General features: G+C 70.8%; 16 protein-coding genes. 11 read left to right on the top strand and 5 right to left on the bottom strand.

What is annotated here, in order from left to right; translation table 11 throughout:
• Nucleotides 1-17 precede the first annotated feature (17 nt).
• The 4 genes from IEY89_RS11165 to IEY89_RS11150 all read left to right on the top strand — a co-directional run bounded on the left by IEY89_RS11165 (nucleotide 18) and on the right by IEY89_RS11150 (nucleotide 5609).
• Complete coding sequence (locus tag IEY89_RS11165) at nucleotides 18-998, top strand: carbohydrate ABC transporter permease (RefSeq protein WP_189147168.1); 981 nt, start codon at nucleotides 18-20, stop codon at nucleotides 996-998.
• Nucleotides 995-1849: a carbohydrate ABC transporter permease gene (locus IEY89_RS11160; RefSeq protein ID WP_189147167.1), complete on the top strand. Its 855-nt coding sequence runs from the start codon at nucleotides 995-997 to the stop codon at nucleotides 1847-1849. Before IEY89_RS11165 ends, IEY89_RS11160 begins: the two co-directional genes overlap by 4 nt.
• A gap of 188 nt (nucleotides 1850-2037) precedes the next feature.
• Nucleotides 2038-4053 (top strand): glycosyl hydrolase, encoded by a 2016-nt coding sequence (locus tag IEY89_RS11155; protein ID WP_189147166.1) that lies wholly within the window; start codon nucleotides 2038-2040, stop codon nucleotides 4051-4053.
• Between the two features lie 143 nt (nucleotides 4054-4196).
• Nucleotides 4197-5609, top strand: a complete 1413-nt coding sequence (locus tag IEY89_RS11150; RefSeq protein ID WP_189147165.1) for an alpha/beta hydrolase — start codon at nucleotides 4197-4199, stop codon at nucleotides 5607-5609.
• A gap of 38 nt (nucleotides 5610-5647) precedes the next feature.
• Here the strand turns inward: IEY89_RS11150 and IEY89_RS11145 are convergent, their stop codons facing one another.
• On the bottom strand, nucleotides 5648-6184 hold the full coding sequence (locus IEY89_RS11145; protein WP_189147164.1) for a hypothetical protein: 537 nt from the start codon (nucleotides 6182-6184) through the stop codon (nucleotides 5648-5650).
• A 428-nt stretch (nucleotides 6185-6612) separates the two neighbouring features.
• Between IEY89_RS11145 and IEY89_RS11140 the strand changes: the two genes are divergently transcribed.
• Nucleotides 6613-7815 (top strand): hypothetical protein, encoded by a 1203-nt coding sequence (locus tag IEY89_RS11140; protein ID WP_189147163.1) that lies wholly within the window; start codon nucleotides 6613-6615, stop codon nucleotides 7813-7815.
• Between the two features lies 1 nt (nucleotide 7816).
• Nucleotides 7817-8386: a hemerythrin domain-containing protein gene (locus tag IEY89_RS11135; RefSeq protein ID WP_189147162.1), complete on the top strand. Its 570-nt coding sequence runs from the start codon at nucleotides 7817-7819 to the stop codon at nucleotides 8384-8386.
• Nucleotides 8387-8656: 270 nt separating this feature from the next.
• Here the strand turns inward: IEY89_RS11135 and IEY89_RS40540 are convergent, their stop codons facing one another.
• The 3 genes from IEY89_RS40540 to IEY89_RS11125 are packed head-to-tail and all read right to left on the bottom strand — an operon-like array spanning nucleotide 8657 to nucleotide 10744.
• Nucleotides 8657-9325, bottom strand: a complete 669-nt coding sequence (locus tag IEY89_RS40540; RefSeq protein ID WP_229695150.1) for an aromatic acid exporter family protein — start codon at nucleotides 9323-9325, stop codon at nucleotides 8657-8659.
• Complete coding sequence (locus IEY89_RS40535; protein ID WP_229695149.1) at nucleotides 9298-9822, bottom strand: aromatic acid exporter family protein; 525 nt, start codon at nucleotides 9820-9822, stop codon at nucleotides 9298-9300. The genes IEY89_RS40540 and IEY89_RS40535 overlap by 28 nt, the downstream gene beginning before the upstream one ends.
• A 49-nt stretch (nucleotides 9823-9871) precedes the next feature.
• Nucleotides 9872-10744, bottom strand: a complete 873-nt coding sequence (locus IEY89_RS11125) for an SDR family oxidoreductase (RefSeq protein WP_189147161.1) — start codon at nucleotides 10742-10744, stop codon at nucleotides 9872-9874.
• A gap of 344 nt (nucleotides 10745-11088) precedes the next feature.
• Here IEY89_RS11125 and IEY89_RS11120 point away from each other — a divergent pair, with 344 nt between their 5' ends.
• From IEY89_RS11120 to IEY89_RS11110, 3 genes are all read left to right on the top strand, one after another.
• A complete protein-coding gene (locus tag IEY89_RS11120; RefSeq protein WP_189147160.1) occupies nucleotides 11089-11319 on the top strand; it encodes a DUF5133 domain-containing protein in 231 nt (76 codons plus the stop codon).
• Nucleotides 11320-11449: 130 nt separating this feature from the next.
• Nucleotides 11450-11626, top strand: a complete 177-nt coding sequence (locus tag IEY89_RS11115) for a hypothetical protein (protein ID WP_189147159.1) — start codon at nucleotides 11450-11452, stop codon at nucleotides 11624-11626.
• 135 nt (nucleotides 11627-11761) lie between these two features.
• Nucleotides 11762-12598, top strand: a complete 837-nt coding sequence (locus tag IEY89_RS11110) for an oxidoreductase (RefSeq protein WP_189147158.1) — start codon at nucleotides 11762-11764, stop codon at nucleotides 12596-12598.
• A gap of 40 nt (nucleotides 12599-12638) precedes the next feature.
• On the opposite strand, the gene IEY89_RS11105 is transcribed toward IEY89_RS11110, so the two are convergent.
• A complete protein-coding gene (locus tag IEY89_RS11105) occupies nucleotides 12639-13754 on the bottom strand; it encodes a threonine synthase (protein WP_189147157.1) in 1116 nt (371 codons plus the stop codon).
• A 252-nt stretch (nucleotides 13755-14006) separates the two neighbouring features.
• Between IEY89_RS11105 and IEY89_RS11100 the strand changes: the two genes are divergently transcribed.
• Together IEY89_RS11100 and IEY89_RS11095 are read left to right on the top strand one after the other, a co-directional pair.
• Nucleotides 14007-15197, top strand: a complete 1191-nt coding sequence (locus IEY89_RS11100) for a DUF4190 domain-containing protein (RefSeq protein WP_189147156.1) — start codon at nucleotides 14007-14009, stop codon at nucleotides 15195-15197.
• Nucleotides 15198-15393: 196 nt separating this feature from the next.
• Nucleotides 15394-16146 (top strand): GntR family transcriptional regulator, encoded by a 753-nt coding sequence (locus IEY89_RS11095; RefSeq protein WP_189147155.1) that lies wholly within the window; start codon nucleotides 15394-15396, stop codon nucleotides 16144-16146.
• Nucleotides 16147-16304 lie beyond the last annotated feature (158 nt).

Genomic DNA, 16304 nt, shown 5'->3' with positions numbered 1-16304 from the left:
ACGACCGAAAGGCCGACATGACCCACACCACACACACGCCCACCACCGGTGTGGGCAAGGAGAACCCCGCCGCCCGCCCGGCCGGCGGCAGGGCGCGCCGGGCGGCGAAGAGACGTTCCCGTCCGCCCGGCCGCGGCCCGCTGAGCAGGGTCACTCCCTGGCTGTTCCTGCTGGCCCCGCTGGCCCTGCTGATCACGTTCACCTACGTGCCCGTGGCGAACATGGTCTATTACAGCTTCACCGACTGGGACGGCGTCAGCCCGGAGATCCACCTCGTCGGAGCCGGCAACTACAGCGAGCTGTTCACCCGGCCCGAGCTATTCCGGGTGTTCTTCGTCAGCTTCTACTACCTGGCCGCGTCCGCCGTGCAGATCGTCATCGCCCTGTACTTCGCGACCGTCCTCAGCTTCAACCTGCGTCTGCGCAACCTCTTCAAGGGAATCCTGTTCTTCCCGTACCTCATCAACGGCGTCGCCATCGGCTTCGTCTTCCTGTACTTCTTCCAGGACGGCGGCACCCTCGACTCGGTGCTGTCCTGGTTCGGCGCGGGCAGCGACCACGCCTGGCTCGGCGATCCCACGTCCGCGAACGTCTCCCTGGCGGGCGTGTCCGTCTGGCGCTTCACCGGCCTGAACTTCGTGCTCTTCCTGGGCGCGATCCAGTCCATCCCGGGGGAGCTGTACGAGGCGGCCCAACTCGACGGCGCCACGCGGTGGCACCAGTTCCGGTACCTGATCGCGCCGAGCATCCGGCCCGTGATCAGCCTGAGCGTGATCCTCGCCGTGTCCGGGTCCCTGTCGGTGTTCGAGATCCCCTACATCATGACCGGCGGCGCCACCGGCACCACGACCTTCGTCATCCAGACGGTGAAGCTCGCGTTCCAGTTCAACAAGACGGGGCTGGCCTCCGCCGCGGCCGTCGTCCTGCTCCTGATCATTCTGTTGGTCACCTGGATCCAGCGCCGCCTCGTGCCCGACGGGAAGGTGGACCTCGTATGACCGCCAACGCGGTGGACGGCCGTCGCCCCCGGGGCGTCGGCTCGGCCCTCATCTATCTGTCCCTGGTGCTCGCCTCGCTGGTGGTCCTGGTCCCCCTGTCCGTCGTGTTCCTCACCTCGCTGAAGACATCGAAGGAGGTGACGGAAGGGGGAGGCGCGTTCCGGCTCCCCGGCGACTGGCTGAACTGGTCCAACTACGCCATCGCCTTCAACGACGGCCACATGCTGTCGGCGTTCGGGAACACCGCCTTCATCCTGCTGTTCTCCATCACCGGCACGGTGATCATCGGCTCGATGACCGCGTACGCGATCGACCGGTTCACCTTCCGCGGCCGGAAGCTGGTCATGGGGCTGTTCCTGGTCGCCACCCTGGTACCGGGCGTGACCACGCAGGTGGCGACCTTCCAGGTGGTCAACAGCTTCGGCCTGTTCGACACCCGCTGGGCGCCGATCCTGCTCTACATGGGCACCGACATCGTGTCCATCTACATCTTCCTGCAGTTCATCCGCTCCATCCCCGTCTCCCTCGACGAGGCCGCCCGGCTCGACGGTGCGAACGCGCTCACCATCTACTGGCGGATCATCTTCCCGCTGCTCAAACCGGCGATCGCCACCGTCGTCATCATCAAGGGCATCACCGTCTACAACGACTTCTACATTCCCTTCCTTTACATGCCCTCCGAGGGCCTGGGCACCATCTCCACCGCCCTGTTCCGCTTCAAGGGCCCCTTCGGTGCCCACTGGGAAGCGATCTCGGCCGGGGCGATCCTCGTCATCGTGCCCACGCTCGTCGTCTTCCTCTTCCTCCAGCGCTACATCTACAACGGGTTCGCGCGGGGCGCCACGAAGTGATCCGGGCCCGCATGCCCGCACCGCGAGAGGTGGCATGCGGCATCGGCGCCCACCCCCGCCTCCCCCGCCGGTGACGCGGGCCCCGGGCACGGCCGACGCGACGCGCGCCGCCCTGCCCGACGGCGCCCGGCGCCGCCGACGGTGAGCCACCTCGCGTACGAGAAACCACCACGTCAAAGGAGACGTACATGCCCAGCTCTCCCCTGAACCGTCGCGCGTTCATCCTCATCGGCGCCACGGTCGCCCTGGCGGCGGGCGCCCCGGCGCCGATGGCCGCCGCGGCCGACGCCTCCGCGGCGTCCGCCGGTGTGCCGACGCCGGTCCGGATCGTCGACGACAGAGCGACACCCGCCACCCGCGCGCTGTTCGCGTACCTGAAGCGGCAGCAGGGCAAGGGCATCATGTTCGGTCACCAGCACGACCTCACCTACGGTTTCACCTTCGCCACTCCCGACGGCAGGGCGTCCGACACCAGGGCGGCGGTGGGCGACCACCCCGCTGTGTTCGGCTGGGACACCCTCATCCTCGACGGCGACGAACGGCCCGGCGCCCAGGACGGAACCGAGGCCGAGAACATCGCCGCGCTCAGCCGGTGCATCAGACAGGCCGACGCACGCGGCGGGATCAACATCCTCAGCGCCCACATGCCGAACTTCGTCACGGGTGGGAACTTCTGGGACACCACGGGCCGGGTGGTCGGCCAGATCCTTCCCGGCGGCGCGAAGCACGCGGACTTCAACGCCTTCCTCGACCGTGTCGCGAAGGCGGCCAAGGGCGCGCGGCGGCCGGACGGCACCGCGATCCCGGTCGTCTTCCGCCCCTTCCACGAGAACAACGGAGGCTGGTTCTGGTGGGGTGCCGGCCACACCACCTCGGCCGAGTACATCGAGGTGTTCCGCTACACCGTCGAATACCTGCGCGACACCAGGGGCGTCCACAACCTGCTCTACGCCTACTCGCCCAACTCGGGTTTCGGAGGCGACCCGACGGGCTACCTCAGGACCTACCCGGGCGACGCGTTCGTCGACGTTCTCGGCTACGACTCCTACGACGACTCCGCCGGCTCGACCGCCTGGCTGGACGGCCTGGTGACGGACCTGGCGATGGTGGTCCGGTTGGCGAACGAGCGGGGCAAGGCGCCGGCACTCACCGAGTTCGGGGAGAGCGGCCCCGAGAACCGCAACCCGAAGTGGTTCACCCAACTGCTGGGGGCCGTCCAGGCGGACCCGCTGGCCCGCCAGGTGACACACATGCTCACCTGGGCCAACTTCGGAGGTACCACCCGCGCCTACGTGCCGTACCCGGGCCATGCCCTGCTGCCGGACTTCGTCACGTACCACAAGGACCCGTACACCCTGTTCGCCGCCGATCTCCGGGGGGTGTTCTCCGCTCGCACCACCGCTGTCAGGAACGCCCCGCTCATGCATCTCGTGACTCCCACGGACCGACAGCGCGTGACGGCCGACAGCACCACCGTCCGGGTGCGGGTCACATCCGGGAAGGCGAGCCGGGTCACCTACTCCGTGAACGGCGGACGCGCCAGACCGCTGCGCCCCGACGCCGACGGCTTCTCCTCGGGCGACCTGCCGATCGACCCGGCCTGGCTGGACACCGGCTCGATCACCCTCACGGTGAACGCGAAGGTGGGCGCCGAGACGCTCACCGACTCGGCCCTGGTCCTCGTCGGCGAGGTCGAACCCCTGCCCGCCGGCTGGATCGACGACTTCGAGGGCTACGGCGGAGACGACGTCACCCTGAGCGAGGCGTACAGCCATGTCAACGCCAACACCACCACCCTGACGGCCGAGCACAAGGCCTCGGGCTCCTACGGGCTGGCGTACACGTACGACTTCACCGGCGCCGAGTACACCGGCATCGGCAGATCGGTCGACGCGGACTGGACCGCCTTCACCTCCCTGGCGCTGTGGCTGAAGGGCGACGGTTCCGCGAACGGCGGGGTCCTCCAGATCGTCGCCGACGGGGTCTATTTCGAGCGCCAGTTCCTGCTGGCCGACACGGACGGGAAGGACGTCACGGCACCCTTCAGTGAGTTCACGCCCGCTCCCTGGGACACCGAACACGCCGGAGCCGTACTCGACGCGGCTCATCTCGCCAAGGTGACGGCGTTCAACCTGTACCTCGGCCGGGGGAGCGGCGGGGCGACCACGGGCGTCGCGTACGTGGACAACATCAGGGCCGAATGACCGCGGCCCGTATCCGCCGATGGTTGTGCATTATCTTGACGGCCGCAAGAAATGAGCCCTACATTCCTCACGTCCTCGCTCAGCGCACTGAGCACACGCACGGTCCCGCTCCGTAAGCCACCCCCCACGCAAGGAGCCGCTCCATGCCCGCCGACACCCGTTCCCGCACACTCCGCACCCGTTCCCGTATCGCCCTGGCCGTCCTGGCCACGCTGACCTCGGTGGCGCTCACCACCGTCCCCTCGTCGGCCGCCCAGCCGGACGCGGCCGTCTCCGGCCACCTCACCGGCACCCTCGCCGACGGTGCCACCTGGATCGCGGACGTCCCCGACGACTGGAACGGCACCCTGGTGGTGTTCAGCCACGGCTTCGGCCCCCTCGTCGCGAGGAACGCCCCGAGCGAGGCCGTACGCACCGAGTTGCTCGCCCAGGGCTATGCGCTGGCCGGGTCGTCGTACGATCCGAACGGCTCGATGTGGGCCCTGGAGAGCGCCGCGCGGGACCAGTTCGCCACCATCGACGCCGTCGCCGCGAAGATCGGCGAGCCGTCGCGCACGCTGGCCATGGGCAGTTCGATGGGCGGGCTCGTCAACGCGCAGCTGGCCCGGGACGGCGGCGGGCGCATCGACGGCGCGCTCGGCCAGTGCGGTCTGGTCGCGGGCGCCACGGATCTCGACAACTACCAGCTGGACGCCGAGTACACGATCGCCCGCCTGCTGCTGCCCGAACAGGACGTGAAACTCGTACGGTTCGCCACCCAGGCCGAGGCCGCCGCCACCGCCGACCTGCTCACCAAGGCGGTCAACGCCGCCCAGGCCACCCCGCAGGGCCGCGCCCGGATCGCGCTGGCCGCCGCCTTCCTCAACCTGCCCGCCTGGGTGCCAGGCAAGGACCGGCCCGCCCCGACCGACTGGGCGGGCCAGCAGGAGCAGCAGTACGCGTGGTTCGCGCAGGGCATCCTGTCGTTCGTCGAGGGCGGCCGGTACGCCATCGAGCAGTCCGTCGGCGGCAACAACTCCTGGAACAAGGGCGTCGACTACGCCCGCCTGCTCAACGGCTCCACCCACGCGCCCCAGGTCCGCGCCCTCTACCGGGCGGCCGGCCTCGACCTGGTCGCCGACCTGCGCACGCTGACCAAGGGCGCCACGGTCACCGCCGACCCCGCCGCCGTCCGTACCGCGCAGCGGACGTCCTCCGCCGGTCAGGGGCTCGACGTGCCCCTGCTCGACATCCACACCACCGCCGACAACCTGGTGCCGGTGGAGCAGGAGACCCGCTTCGCCGCCCGGGTGCGCGCCTCGGGCGACGCTGCGCTCCTGCGGCAGGCCTATGTCGAGCGGCAGGGCCACTGCACGTTCACCACCGCCGAGACCGTGGCCGCCCTGCACGCCCTCGAACACCGCGTCGACACCGGCCGCTGGGACGACGTCGCCACCCCGGCCGCGCTCCAGCGCTCCGCCACCGCGCTCGGTCTGGACGGGGCGGCGTACGTCCCGTACCGCCCGGCGCCGCTGACGGTCGGCCGCGACGGGCCGGCACACTCGGCTCGGCGCTGACGGCGAGGGCCGGGGCGCGGTCGCTCGGGAGCGCCCGGCTACCGAGCTGTGACCAGGGCCTCGGCCCGGGGCTTGAAGGTCTCGTCGACCTGGCGCAGGCGCAGCTGTTCCAGGGTGTCCAGTTGCCGGTCGGCGCGGCCGAGGAGGCCGTCCAGGCGCACGGGGTCGAGACGGTCGTCGGCGTCGGCCAGGCGCCGCAGCGTCCGCCAGACGGCGACCTTCGCCTCCACGCCCAGACGCAGCAGCTCCAGCTCCACGACGGGGGTGAGCGGAGACCGGCGGACGATCCGGCCGTTGGCCTTGAGCCGACCCGCCCGCTCGGCCAGCCGGCCCGCGACGATCTTGTAGCGGCGTACGGGGACATCGAGCGACCGCATGATCCGCACCAGGTCGGCACGGTCCTCGGCGATCTCGTCGGAGAGGGGGCCCACGGCGTCCGCGAGCGCCGGGTCCCGCTCGGCCTCGGCCTCGGCCAGCGACCGGGCCCGGTCCGTGCCGAGGGTGGCTCCGGCGAGATGGTCGTTGAGGTAGATGCCGAGCAGATCCGTGTCCGTTCGGTTCGGGCGGTCGTGCATGGGACCACTTCCCTCGGGATCGAAGGCACGCCCGTGTGACGTGCGACGCCCGCCGAGTACCCCGGGAGGCCGGATCACACTGCCGTGATTCGGTCGCCGACAGCCGCGGTGTCCCGGCGGAGCCGGGATACCCGTCGTGCCACGGAGCCGGACACCGGACGTCCGGCTCACGCACAGCTGAGAAGGCACGGGACGGGACGGCGCAACCACGTCGGCGCTGCTCCGGTGCCGTCGGCCCGCGACCGACACGTCGTGAGGTACGGAGCGTCTGCTGGGTAACCGGCCGAGCGGATGTCGGACCCGCTGATTCCTCACGGTCGGCCGACAGCGAAGCCCGTTCGGGAGAGCCTCGCCCGAGCCGTTTGTGCGCAAAGGCCACGGGTACGCGGCGGGGGCCCTGTACGGCCCAGCTCTACGAGGAGGCCCAGGTGACCTTCAACCCCCTGCAACAGCAAGGCATTCCGCTCGACCGGCAGCTCCGCAACTGGCGTGAGCTGGACGTCGAACCGATCGACCCGGACCACTGCGACCCCTACACCCGCTGCCGCATCATCGCCATGAACGGCATCGAGGTCGAGGCGATCCTCTTCAGCCACCAGTTCGCCCGCCACTGTCCCGACCCGGAGGTCAAGAGGCAGCTGGCGGAGGTCCGTTACATCGAGCAGCAACAGCAGAAGGTGGTCAACTGGCTGCTGCCCGGCCTGGCTTCGGTGCTGGAGACGACGATCGCCTACGAGCAGGTGGCGGTCGATCTCACCGGCTGGGTCGCCCGGGCGGAACCGGACCCCTACCTCAAGCAGGCCTACCAGTTCGGTGTCCTGGAGGACTTCGACCATCTGTACCGGTACGCCAACCTGTACGAGATGATCGAGCACCGCAAGGCGGACGCGATCGTCGAGGGCCTGACCGAGGTGATGCCGGGCAGGCCGACGAAACTCCACCACCGTCACCCGGTCGACAACGTGCGTGAGCCCTACGACCGTGCGACGGTCGACCCGCTCTCCAGGCTCCACGCGCTGACGATCATGTCGGCCGAACAGCAGACCATGAACTTCTACATGAACGTCGGCCCGCAGTACATGGAGCCGATCGCCCGCCAGCTGTACCAGGAGATCGGCCTCATCGAGGAGGAGCACGTCACCCACTACGAGTCGCTGGTCGACCCGGGTGAGAGCTGGTGGGAGCAGCTCGTCCACCACGAGTACAACGAGTGCTACCTCTACCACTCGTTCATGGAGACGGAGCCCGACCCGAAGGTGAAGGCGATCTGGGAGCTCCATCTGAACATGGAGCTCGAACACCTCCGTATCGCCTGCGATCTGATGCGCCGTCATGACGGGCGCGAGCCGCAGGAGGTGCTGGCCCCGGAGCTGCCGAACGTGCTCACCTTCGAGCCGAACAAGGCGTACCTCCGCGAACTCCTGGACACCCAGATGGACCTGACCACACTCGGCACGGGCTATGTGCGGGAGGCCCATGAGCGGTTCCAGCGGATGCAGGAGCAGATCCACGGGGGCGAGGAGCCGCCCAGCGAGCGGGTGATGGTCCAGCACCGGGAGATGTTCGGCCGCGAGTACCGCTCGCAGACCGAGGGGGAGCACCCCGACGCCGCTTCGCGCGAGAGGAGTTGACATGGCCGGGATCGCGGCGAGCGACGCCGATGTCGTGGCCCTGCTGATGCGGCAGCACGGCGACATCCGCAACCTCTTCGACGAGGTCGAGCAGTCCACGGGCGACGAACGCCGGGACGCCTTCAGGCGTCTGGTGCGGCTGCTCGCGGTCCACGAGACCGCCGAGGAAGAGGTGATCCACCCCTTCACCAGGAAGTCGGTGGCCGGTGGCGAGGACGTGGTGAAGGACCGCCTCGCGGAGGAGAAGGCCGCGAAGGAGACCCTTGCGCGGCTGGACGACGCGGACACCGACGACCCCAAGTTCCTCTCCGAACTCGCCGCCCTGCGCGCCGAGGTGATGGCACACGCCCGGGCGGAGGAACGCTATGAGTTCATCCACATCCGCCGCAGCGCGGACCCCGCGCGCCTCGCCTCCCTGGCCTCCGGCATCAAGGCGGCCGAGGCCATGGCACCCACCCGTCCCCATCCGGGCACGGAGTCGGCGAAGAAGAACCTGGCCCTCGGTCCGGTCGCCGCGCTCGTCGACCGCACCAGGGACGCGGTCCGCAAGACCATGGGCAAGGACGGCTGAACCCCGCCCTCGGCTGCCAGCCATGCTGGCAGGCCCGTTCCGGAACGCCGATCCGTGGCCCCGGAACGGGCCTGCCGCGTCCGGTGCGCGGCGCCGCGACGACCGGCCACCTCGGACCTGTCGTATCCGGGTCGGTGGCGTCGATCCGGTCGGCCGGCCGCGTCGGCTCTGCCACGTCCGGTCCGCGACGTCGAGCACGGCCGGCCGGGCCGGGCCTGTCGCGTCGGGACTGCCCGTGGGCTCGGCTCGGGGGAGCGGTGAGCGCGTCGGTCAGGAGGGCGCGGGTGTTTTTTCGGCTGGGTGGCGGGCCGTCTTGTGCCGTGCCGTGGTGAGTGGCGCGAGGTCGTCCAGGAGGCGTTGGGTGTCCGCGGTCAGGCCGCCCAGCTCGGGAGTGGTCTCGGAGCGGCCGTCGGCCAGTACGTGGGTCAGCCGGTGGTGGGCTTCCGCTGCCGTCGCCGCGGCCTCGGTGCGGCGGCGGTCGTCGGAGCCGTCGCTCTCCTGGAGGCCGAGGACGTCACCGGCGGCCCGCAGCAGTGTCGCGAGGATGCCGGGCACGCCGTCCGGCAGCACGGTGGCCTCGGTCAGCGTGCGCATGGTCGCCCGGATGTCCTCGGCGACCCGGTCCCAGGTGAGGTCCCAGCCGGCCGGCGGTGGCTCGGACCCGGAGCGGCGCATCCTGTGCCCGGGATCGAGCCGGTGGCCCTCCTCCGACCAGCGCCGCGCGGCCCGGAGATCGGTCACCGCGTCGGTGAGCCGCACCGCCCGCTCGTACCAGCCGCGGGCCTCCTCCCGGTCGTACGCTTCCCGGAGGCCGTCGGCCGCGGTGTGCAGCAGGTCGGCACACTCCTCGGGCAGTCGCCCCCGCAGCCGGCGGACATCGCGGGAGTGGACCGGCGGCAGGACGAAGGCGTTCACGCAGATGCCGATGACCGCGCCCACCAGGGTCTCCAGGAGCCGGTGCAGGATGTCGAAGCCCGTGTACGAGCCGTAGCCGAGAACGAAGAGGGCGGCCGTGGCGCGGACAGGCCCTCCGTGCCGAAGCGCGCGTAGGTGCCGAGCAGCACGGTGAGCGGCAGCGCCAAGGCCATGGCGGCCATGGTGTTGTGGGTGAGCGTGCCCGCCCCGGCGGCGAGGAGTGTGCCCGCCACGACCACGGTGAACTGCTGCAGCCCCGACACCACCGACCGGTAGACGGTGCGCTGGACAAGGAACAGTGCCGTCCAGGGCGCCAGGAGGGCCATCGGCGCGTTCCACCACCAGCCCGCCACCGCCCAGGCCAGCAGCGCGGCGCCCGCCGCCTTCAGGGACTGCACCGCGGTGTCGCGCTCCGGCCCGGCCTCGGTGAAGCACGTGCGAGCCGAACGCCACACGGCGCCGGCCTCACGGGTGATCGAGCCGGTGATCGATCGCCACGCGAGGAAATTCGCGTTCCCCAACTCCCGCCCCTTCCTCAGCTCTTCCTCTTCCCCGTCTCCCACTTGTCGCTCACGGGAGAGGAATGCCGCCCGTGGCGTTGAGGATCTCCGCGGTGATGAAACTCGCCCGCGGTGAGGCGAGGAAGACGAAGGCCGGCGCCATCTCGGCCGGCTGCGCGGGCCGCCCGAGCGGTGACTGCTTGCCGAACTCGGCGGTGTCCGGGAGCGTCGCCGGGATCAGCGGAGTCCATACCGGGCCGGGTGCGACGGCGTTGACGCGGATGCCGTCGGCGGCCACCATCTGCGCGAGCCCCTGCGTGAAGGTCACGATGGCGCCCTTCGTCATCGCGTAGTCGAGCAGATGCGGGCTCGGCTTGTACGCCTGCACGGACGTCGTGTTGATGATGGAACCCCCCGAGGGCATGTGCGGCAGGGCCATCTTGGAGAGCCAGAACATGCCGTACAGGTTCGTGCGCACCACCCGGTCGAACTGCTCCGTGGAGATCGCCGCGATCCCGTCCGGCTGGGACATCTGGTAGGCGGCGTTGTTGACGAGGATGTCGATCCGGCCGAACTCGTCGACGGCGCGCTGCACCAGCCGACGGCACTGCTCCTCCTCGCGGATGTCACAGACCGCGGCGACGGCCTTGCGGCCCGCCTCCTCGACGAGGCGCGCGGTCTCGGCGGCGTCCTGTTCCTCCTCCGGCAGATAGGTGAACAGCACGTCGGCGCCCTCGCGGGCATAGGCGAGGGCCACGGCACGGCCGATGCCGGAATCGCCGCCGGTCACCAGCGCCTTGCGGTCGCGGAGGAGACCGCTGCCTTCGTAGGAGTCCTCGCCGTGGTCGGGCGGCGGGTCCATCGGGCCGGTCCATCCAGGATGCTGCTGGTCCTGCTCCGGGAAGTCGGGTCGGGGGTGCTTGTCAACGGGATTCTCAGGCACGGCTGCTGCTCCTCGGTCGTGGATCGGTGGGGTGCGGCGCGGTGGCGGCACCACTCTCTGAGGTTTCCGCGGGGTGTCGAGCCACTTCTCGGAGTGCCCCCGTCGGCGTGATCCACACGGCCGGATCCGGGCTCACGACGACACCACGGCCGGGTGCGTGGTGACAGCACCTGGTCTGCCGAGGGCCTGTTTGAGCGGTGGGAGCCGGGGCACCTGGTTCGCAGGTGCTTGGGATCACAGGCCCACTGCGGGAGCGTCCGCCGAACGGCCTGTCTCGGGTGCGCTTCGACCGGAGCCCTCCCGCAGCACCCCCCGTCGCTGTCACTCCTCAAGGGAGAGCTCTCATGCTGATGGCCCACCCCACCGTCCTCGCCGACCTGCTGGAGCAGTACGAAATCCTGCGGACCCGGCACGACCAGGAGGACAACGCACAGCTGCTCCATCGGCTGAACGACGTCTCCTACACCCTGTGCGTCGCCACCGGCACCCGTGACATCGGCGCCGCCCTGACAGTCGCCCGCCGCCAGTTGCTGGGCGCCCGATCGGAGAGCCAGGCCGTCGGAGCCGACGCCTGAGGTGCGCGGCGAGGCGGGCATGTTTCCCACCGACCGGTACGGGGACCCGGAGACGCAACCGGGCGAACCGGTGTCAGAAGATCGATGAGGATCCCTCAACGGGCCGGACGCGGAAGGAAGATGAAGCACCGTGAGTGCCGAAGCGAGGAAGACGAGGACCACTGTCCGCAGGGCCGAGACGGGTTGGGCGAGGGCTCGCCGGCTGCGCGGACGCGGTGTACGCACCTGTGTGCGGGCGACGTTCGACGGGGACGCGGGGGAGACCTGGCGAGGGCCCGAGGGGAACGTCGTCAGGGGCGAGGACTGAAGCCGGACGGGGCCCGTTTCGGCCGGGCGGAGGTGTGGGCCCCCGGTGGATGCCACTGTCCGTCTAGGCTGCTGCCGGAGCATCTGAGCGGGTTGGCGCAGTGAGCGGACAGTGGACTACGGGAGGGCTGACCTCATGAGCAGGGTCTGGTTCATCACCGGTGCGAGCAGTGGCTTCGGGCGCGCCGTCGCCGAGGCGGCGGTCGCGGCGGGAGACGTGGTCATCGGCGCCGCACGACGGACGGGCGCGCTGGACGGCTTTGTGGCCGCCCACCCCAAACAGGTCCAGGCACTGCGCCTGGACGTCACCGACCAGGCCGCGGTCAGGACCGCCGTGGAGGACGTCGTCGCGTGGCACGGGCGGATCGACGTGCTCGTCAACAACGCGGGGCGTACCCACGTCGGTGCCGTTGAGGAGACCACCGACGCCGAACTGCGTGACCTGTTCGACCTGCACGTGTTCGGGCCCGCCGCGCTCGTACGGGCCGTGCTGCCGCACATGCGGCAGCGTGGCTCGGGCGCGATCGTGCAGATGAGCAGCGTGGGCGGGCAGATCTCCGCGCCGGGCTTCGGGGCGTACAGCGCGACGAAGTTCGCGCTGGAGGGCATGTCCGAGGCGCTCGCGGCGGAGGTCCGGCAGTTCGGGATCAAGGTGCTGATCGTCGAACCGGGTGCCTTCAGGACCGAGCTGTTCGACAAGGGCCGCGCAGGCGCCAGCCGGGACCTCGGCGTCTACGTCCGCACGGTCGGCGCTTCCCGCCGGATGGTCGCCGAGAGCGACGGCGCCCAGAGCGGCGACCCGGCGAAGGCCGCGGCCCTGATCCTCGCGGCCCTCGACGCCCAGGACACACCGCTGCGCCTGCCCCTGGGCGACGACGCGGTCACCGGCGTACTCGGCCATCTCGAGCAGGTACGGGGAGATGTCGTCGGCTGGGAGAAGCGCGCGCGGGCGACGGGGTTCGACGGCGGCTGACGTGGCGAGCCGGACGTCGGGCCGGGTATCGGGCCCGACGTCAGACCGGCGGCGCCAGGCCTGTCTTGAGTCCCGCCCCGCACAACGGCACCACCGCTGATCGCGCCCCGAGCGCTCCCTCCCGTACCGCCGCCCAGCAGGCCACCCCGGTCGACTCCACGTACAGCCCCTGGGACGCCAAGTCCCGTTGCGCGTGCCGGATCTGATCCTCCGTCACCGTCAGGAACGTGCCGCCCGAGTCGCGTACCGCGCGCAGGATCTGGCGGGCCCGGGGCGGGTGGGGGATCGCGATGCCCTCGGCGAGGGTGGGCGACGCCGGGGGCGGGGCGAGACCGGTCAGGTCGGAGGCGCCCTCTGCCCAGGCGTGCGCCAGCGGGGCGACCGCGGCCGACTGGACGGCGTACAGGGCGGGCCGCCGGTCGATGAGCCCCGCCGAGTGCAGTTCGGCGACAGCGAGGGCCGCGCCCAGCAGCAGGGTGCCGTTGCCGACCGGTACGACGACGATGTCCGGGAGGCGGCCTCCCATGTCCTCCCACAGCTCGTGGACGTATGTCTTCGTGCCGTGCAGGAAGTACGGGTTGTAGACGTGGGAGGCGTAGAACGTGCCCGGGGCGTCCGCCGCCTCGCGGGCCGCTGCCGCCGCGGCTTCCCGGTCCCCGTCGATCACCCGCACGCTCGCCCCGTGCGCCCGGATCTGCTCCAGCTTCTTCGCGGAGGTGCCCTCGGGGACGTACACCGTGCAGGGCAGCCGGGCGCGGGCGCAGTACGCGGCGATCGCCGTACCCGCGTTGCCACTGCTGTCGGCGACCACCTGACCGGAGTCCAGCCGGCGGGCCAGTTCGGCCAGGAGCACCGCGCCCCGGTCCTTGAAGGAGAGGGTCGGCATCAGGAAGTCGAGCTTCGCCGAGATGCCGTCACGCAGTTCCACAAGGGGGGTGCGGCCCTCGCCGAGGCTGGTGGCGGGGCCGGAGAGGGGGAGCGTCTCCGCGTAGCGCCACAGGGAGTTGACCCTGCCGGTGAGGGATTTGAGGGGCGCCGGGGTGGGTGCGAAGTCGAGGTCCAGCGGGCCTCGGCAGAGAGGGCAGCACCAGACGAGGGTGCCTCCGGGGACGCGGGTGCCGTCCGTCGGGCAGTAACAGTCCGGCAGTGGGCTCATGTACGCAGAGTATTGGCGTACGGGGTTTCCCACCCGCCCGCCCACCCGCCCCCCGTCCCTACAGCCCAGGCCCGGGCATTTCAGCCCGTCCGGCGTTTGGGGACGAGGCCCCTTCAGGGCCGACAGCGGGGGTCTGGGGGCGCAGGCCCCAGGGACAGGATGGGACGGGTAGGGGCGGCGGGGGAGAGGAAAGCCCTACCATGCGCCAAGTCGCACGCCAGTTCACATCACCCGACGAGGAGCCCGGCACTCGTGGCCATACCCCCGCCCCCCGGACCCGACCAGCCGCAGCCGCCGTACCCCTCGTACCAGGGCCATCCCCAGCCCTACCCCCAGGGCCCCTACGCCTCCTGGCCCCAGGGCTACTCCCCGTACAACCGCCCGGCCCCCGTCAACGGCGTCGCCATCGCCTCCCTCGTGCTCGGCGTCCTCTGCTTCCTGCCCGGCCTCGGCCTGGTCCTCGGGGTCGCCGCACTCGTGCAGATCCGGAAGAAGGGGGAGCGCGGGAAGGGCATGGCGATCGCCGGATCCGTGCTGTCGACCGTCGGTCTCGCGCTCTGGGCCCTGCTGCTCGGCACCAACGGGCTGTCCGACGCCTGGGACGGCTTCAAGGACGCCGCCAAGGAGAACAACAGCACCTTCTCCCTCGTCAAGGGCGACTGTTTCAACGCCCCGGACGGCTCCCTGGAGGGCTTCACCTACGACGTCGACCCCGTGCCCTGCGCCGGCGCGCACGACGGCGAGGTGTTCGCGAGCTTCAAGCTGCCGGCCGGTGCCTACCCGGGCGACGACCGCGTCACCGAGGTCGCCGACGACAAGTGCTACGCCCTTGAGGACCGGTACGCGATGGACGCCTGGGCCCTGCCGGACGAGGCCGACGTCTACTACCTCACCCCGACCAGCCAGAGCTGGCGCCTCGGCGACCGTGAGGTCACCTGTGTCTTCGGCAGCGTCGACCCGGACGGCACCCTCACCGGCTCGCTGCGCAAGGACGAGACGACGCTCGACGCCGACCAGCTCGCGTACCTGAAGGCGGCCCACGTCCTCAACGCGGCGATGGACACGGCGCCCGACGACGCGTACGTCGACGACGACCTGCCGGGATACAGGGCATGGGCGCGGCGGGTGACGGTCGCGCTCGACGAGCAGACGCGCCTGCTCACCGAACACCGGTTCGCCCCTGCCGCCTCGCCCAGCGTCGCGGACCTCGTGAAGAACCTGCGCAGCGCGCGCGAGGAGTGGGCGAAGGCCGCCGAGTCCACCGACGTCGACACCTTCTACGACCACTACGACACCGGCAACGCGCTGCTCGACGCGGAGCGTACGGTCACCCCGCGCAAGGCCCTGGGGCTCGCGACGACCCCGCCCTCGTACGATCCGGAGGGCGGCAGCGGCGGAGGCGACGGAGGCGGTGGCGAGGGGGACACCGGCATCGAGGTCTGATCGCCGAGGTGTGACGGCTGCCGGAACGGGGAGAACCTGCCTGCGTCGCGCCTGCGCCCCTGCCCGCTGTCCTGAGCGCGCCATGCCCCCCGACGACCCAAGTCATCACATCGAGTGATTCTCTGGCCTTTGCTTGCATGTCGCAACCCATGGTTGCCAGGCTGTCGCTGTCTGTACAACCTGATGGGAGCGGTCCGTGACATTCGGTGAACAGCCGGCCTACCTGCGTGTCGCGGGTGATCTACGCAACAAGATCGTCGACGGTTCACTGCCACCGCACACCCGCCTCCCCTCCCAGGCCAGGATCCGGGAGGAGTACGGCGTCTCGGACACGGTCGCGCTGGAGGCGCGCAAGGTGCTCATGGCGGAGGGCCTCGTCGAGGGCCGCTCGGGGTCGGGCACGTATGTGCGTGAGCGGCCCGTGCCGCGCAGGATCGCCCGCTCCGGCTTCCGTCCGGAAGGCGGCGCGACGCCGTTCCGTCAGGAGCAGTCCGACGCGGAGGCGCGCGGCACCTGGGAGTCCAGCAGCGCGCAGACCGGGGCGAGCGGCGCCGTCGCGGAGCGGCTCTCCCTCCAGCCCGGCGATCGCGTGATGCGCACGAAGTACGTCTTCCGGGACGCCGGCGAGGTGATGATGCTCTCCACCTCCTGGGAGCCCCTCGCCGTCACCGGCCGTACGCCGGTGATGCTGCCCGAGGAGGGCCCGCTCGGCGGGATGGGTGTCGTCGAGCGCATGGCGGCCATCGACGTGATCGTGGACAACGTCACGGAGGAGGTCGGCGCCCGCCCCGGCCTCGCCGAGGAACTGCAGGCCCTGGGCGGTGTCCCCGGGCATGTGGTGATCGTCGTGCAGCGTACGTACTACGCCTCGGGGCGTCCGGTCGAGACGGCCGACGTCGTGATCCCGGCGGACCGCTACCAGGTGGCGTACCACCTGCCGGTGAAGTAGCCCCCGCCGCCCCGGACCTGGTGAAGCAGCGCACGTCCAGGGGCGGTTGGCCTCCCGAACGCTCCCCCCTTCACCGCTGCCCCGCCAACCGCCGCTGCCCGCCGGGCCGTTGGATTCTGGCCGTTCTCGCAGGTCGCCCTGAGGGGCGTGGCGGGCCG

The sequence above is a fragment of the Streptomyces lacrimifluminis genome (assembly GCF_014646095.1).
Classification (GTDB): Bacteria; Actinomycetota; Actinomycetes; order Streptomycetales; family Streptomycetaceae; genus Streptomyces; species Streptomyces lacrimifluminis.
This window is presented reverse-complemented; position numbering and strand designations above follow the sequence as displayed.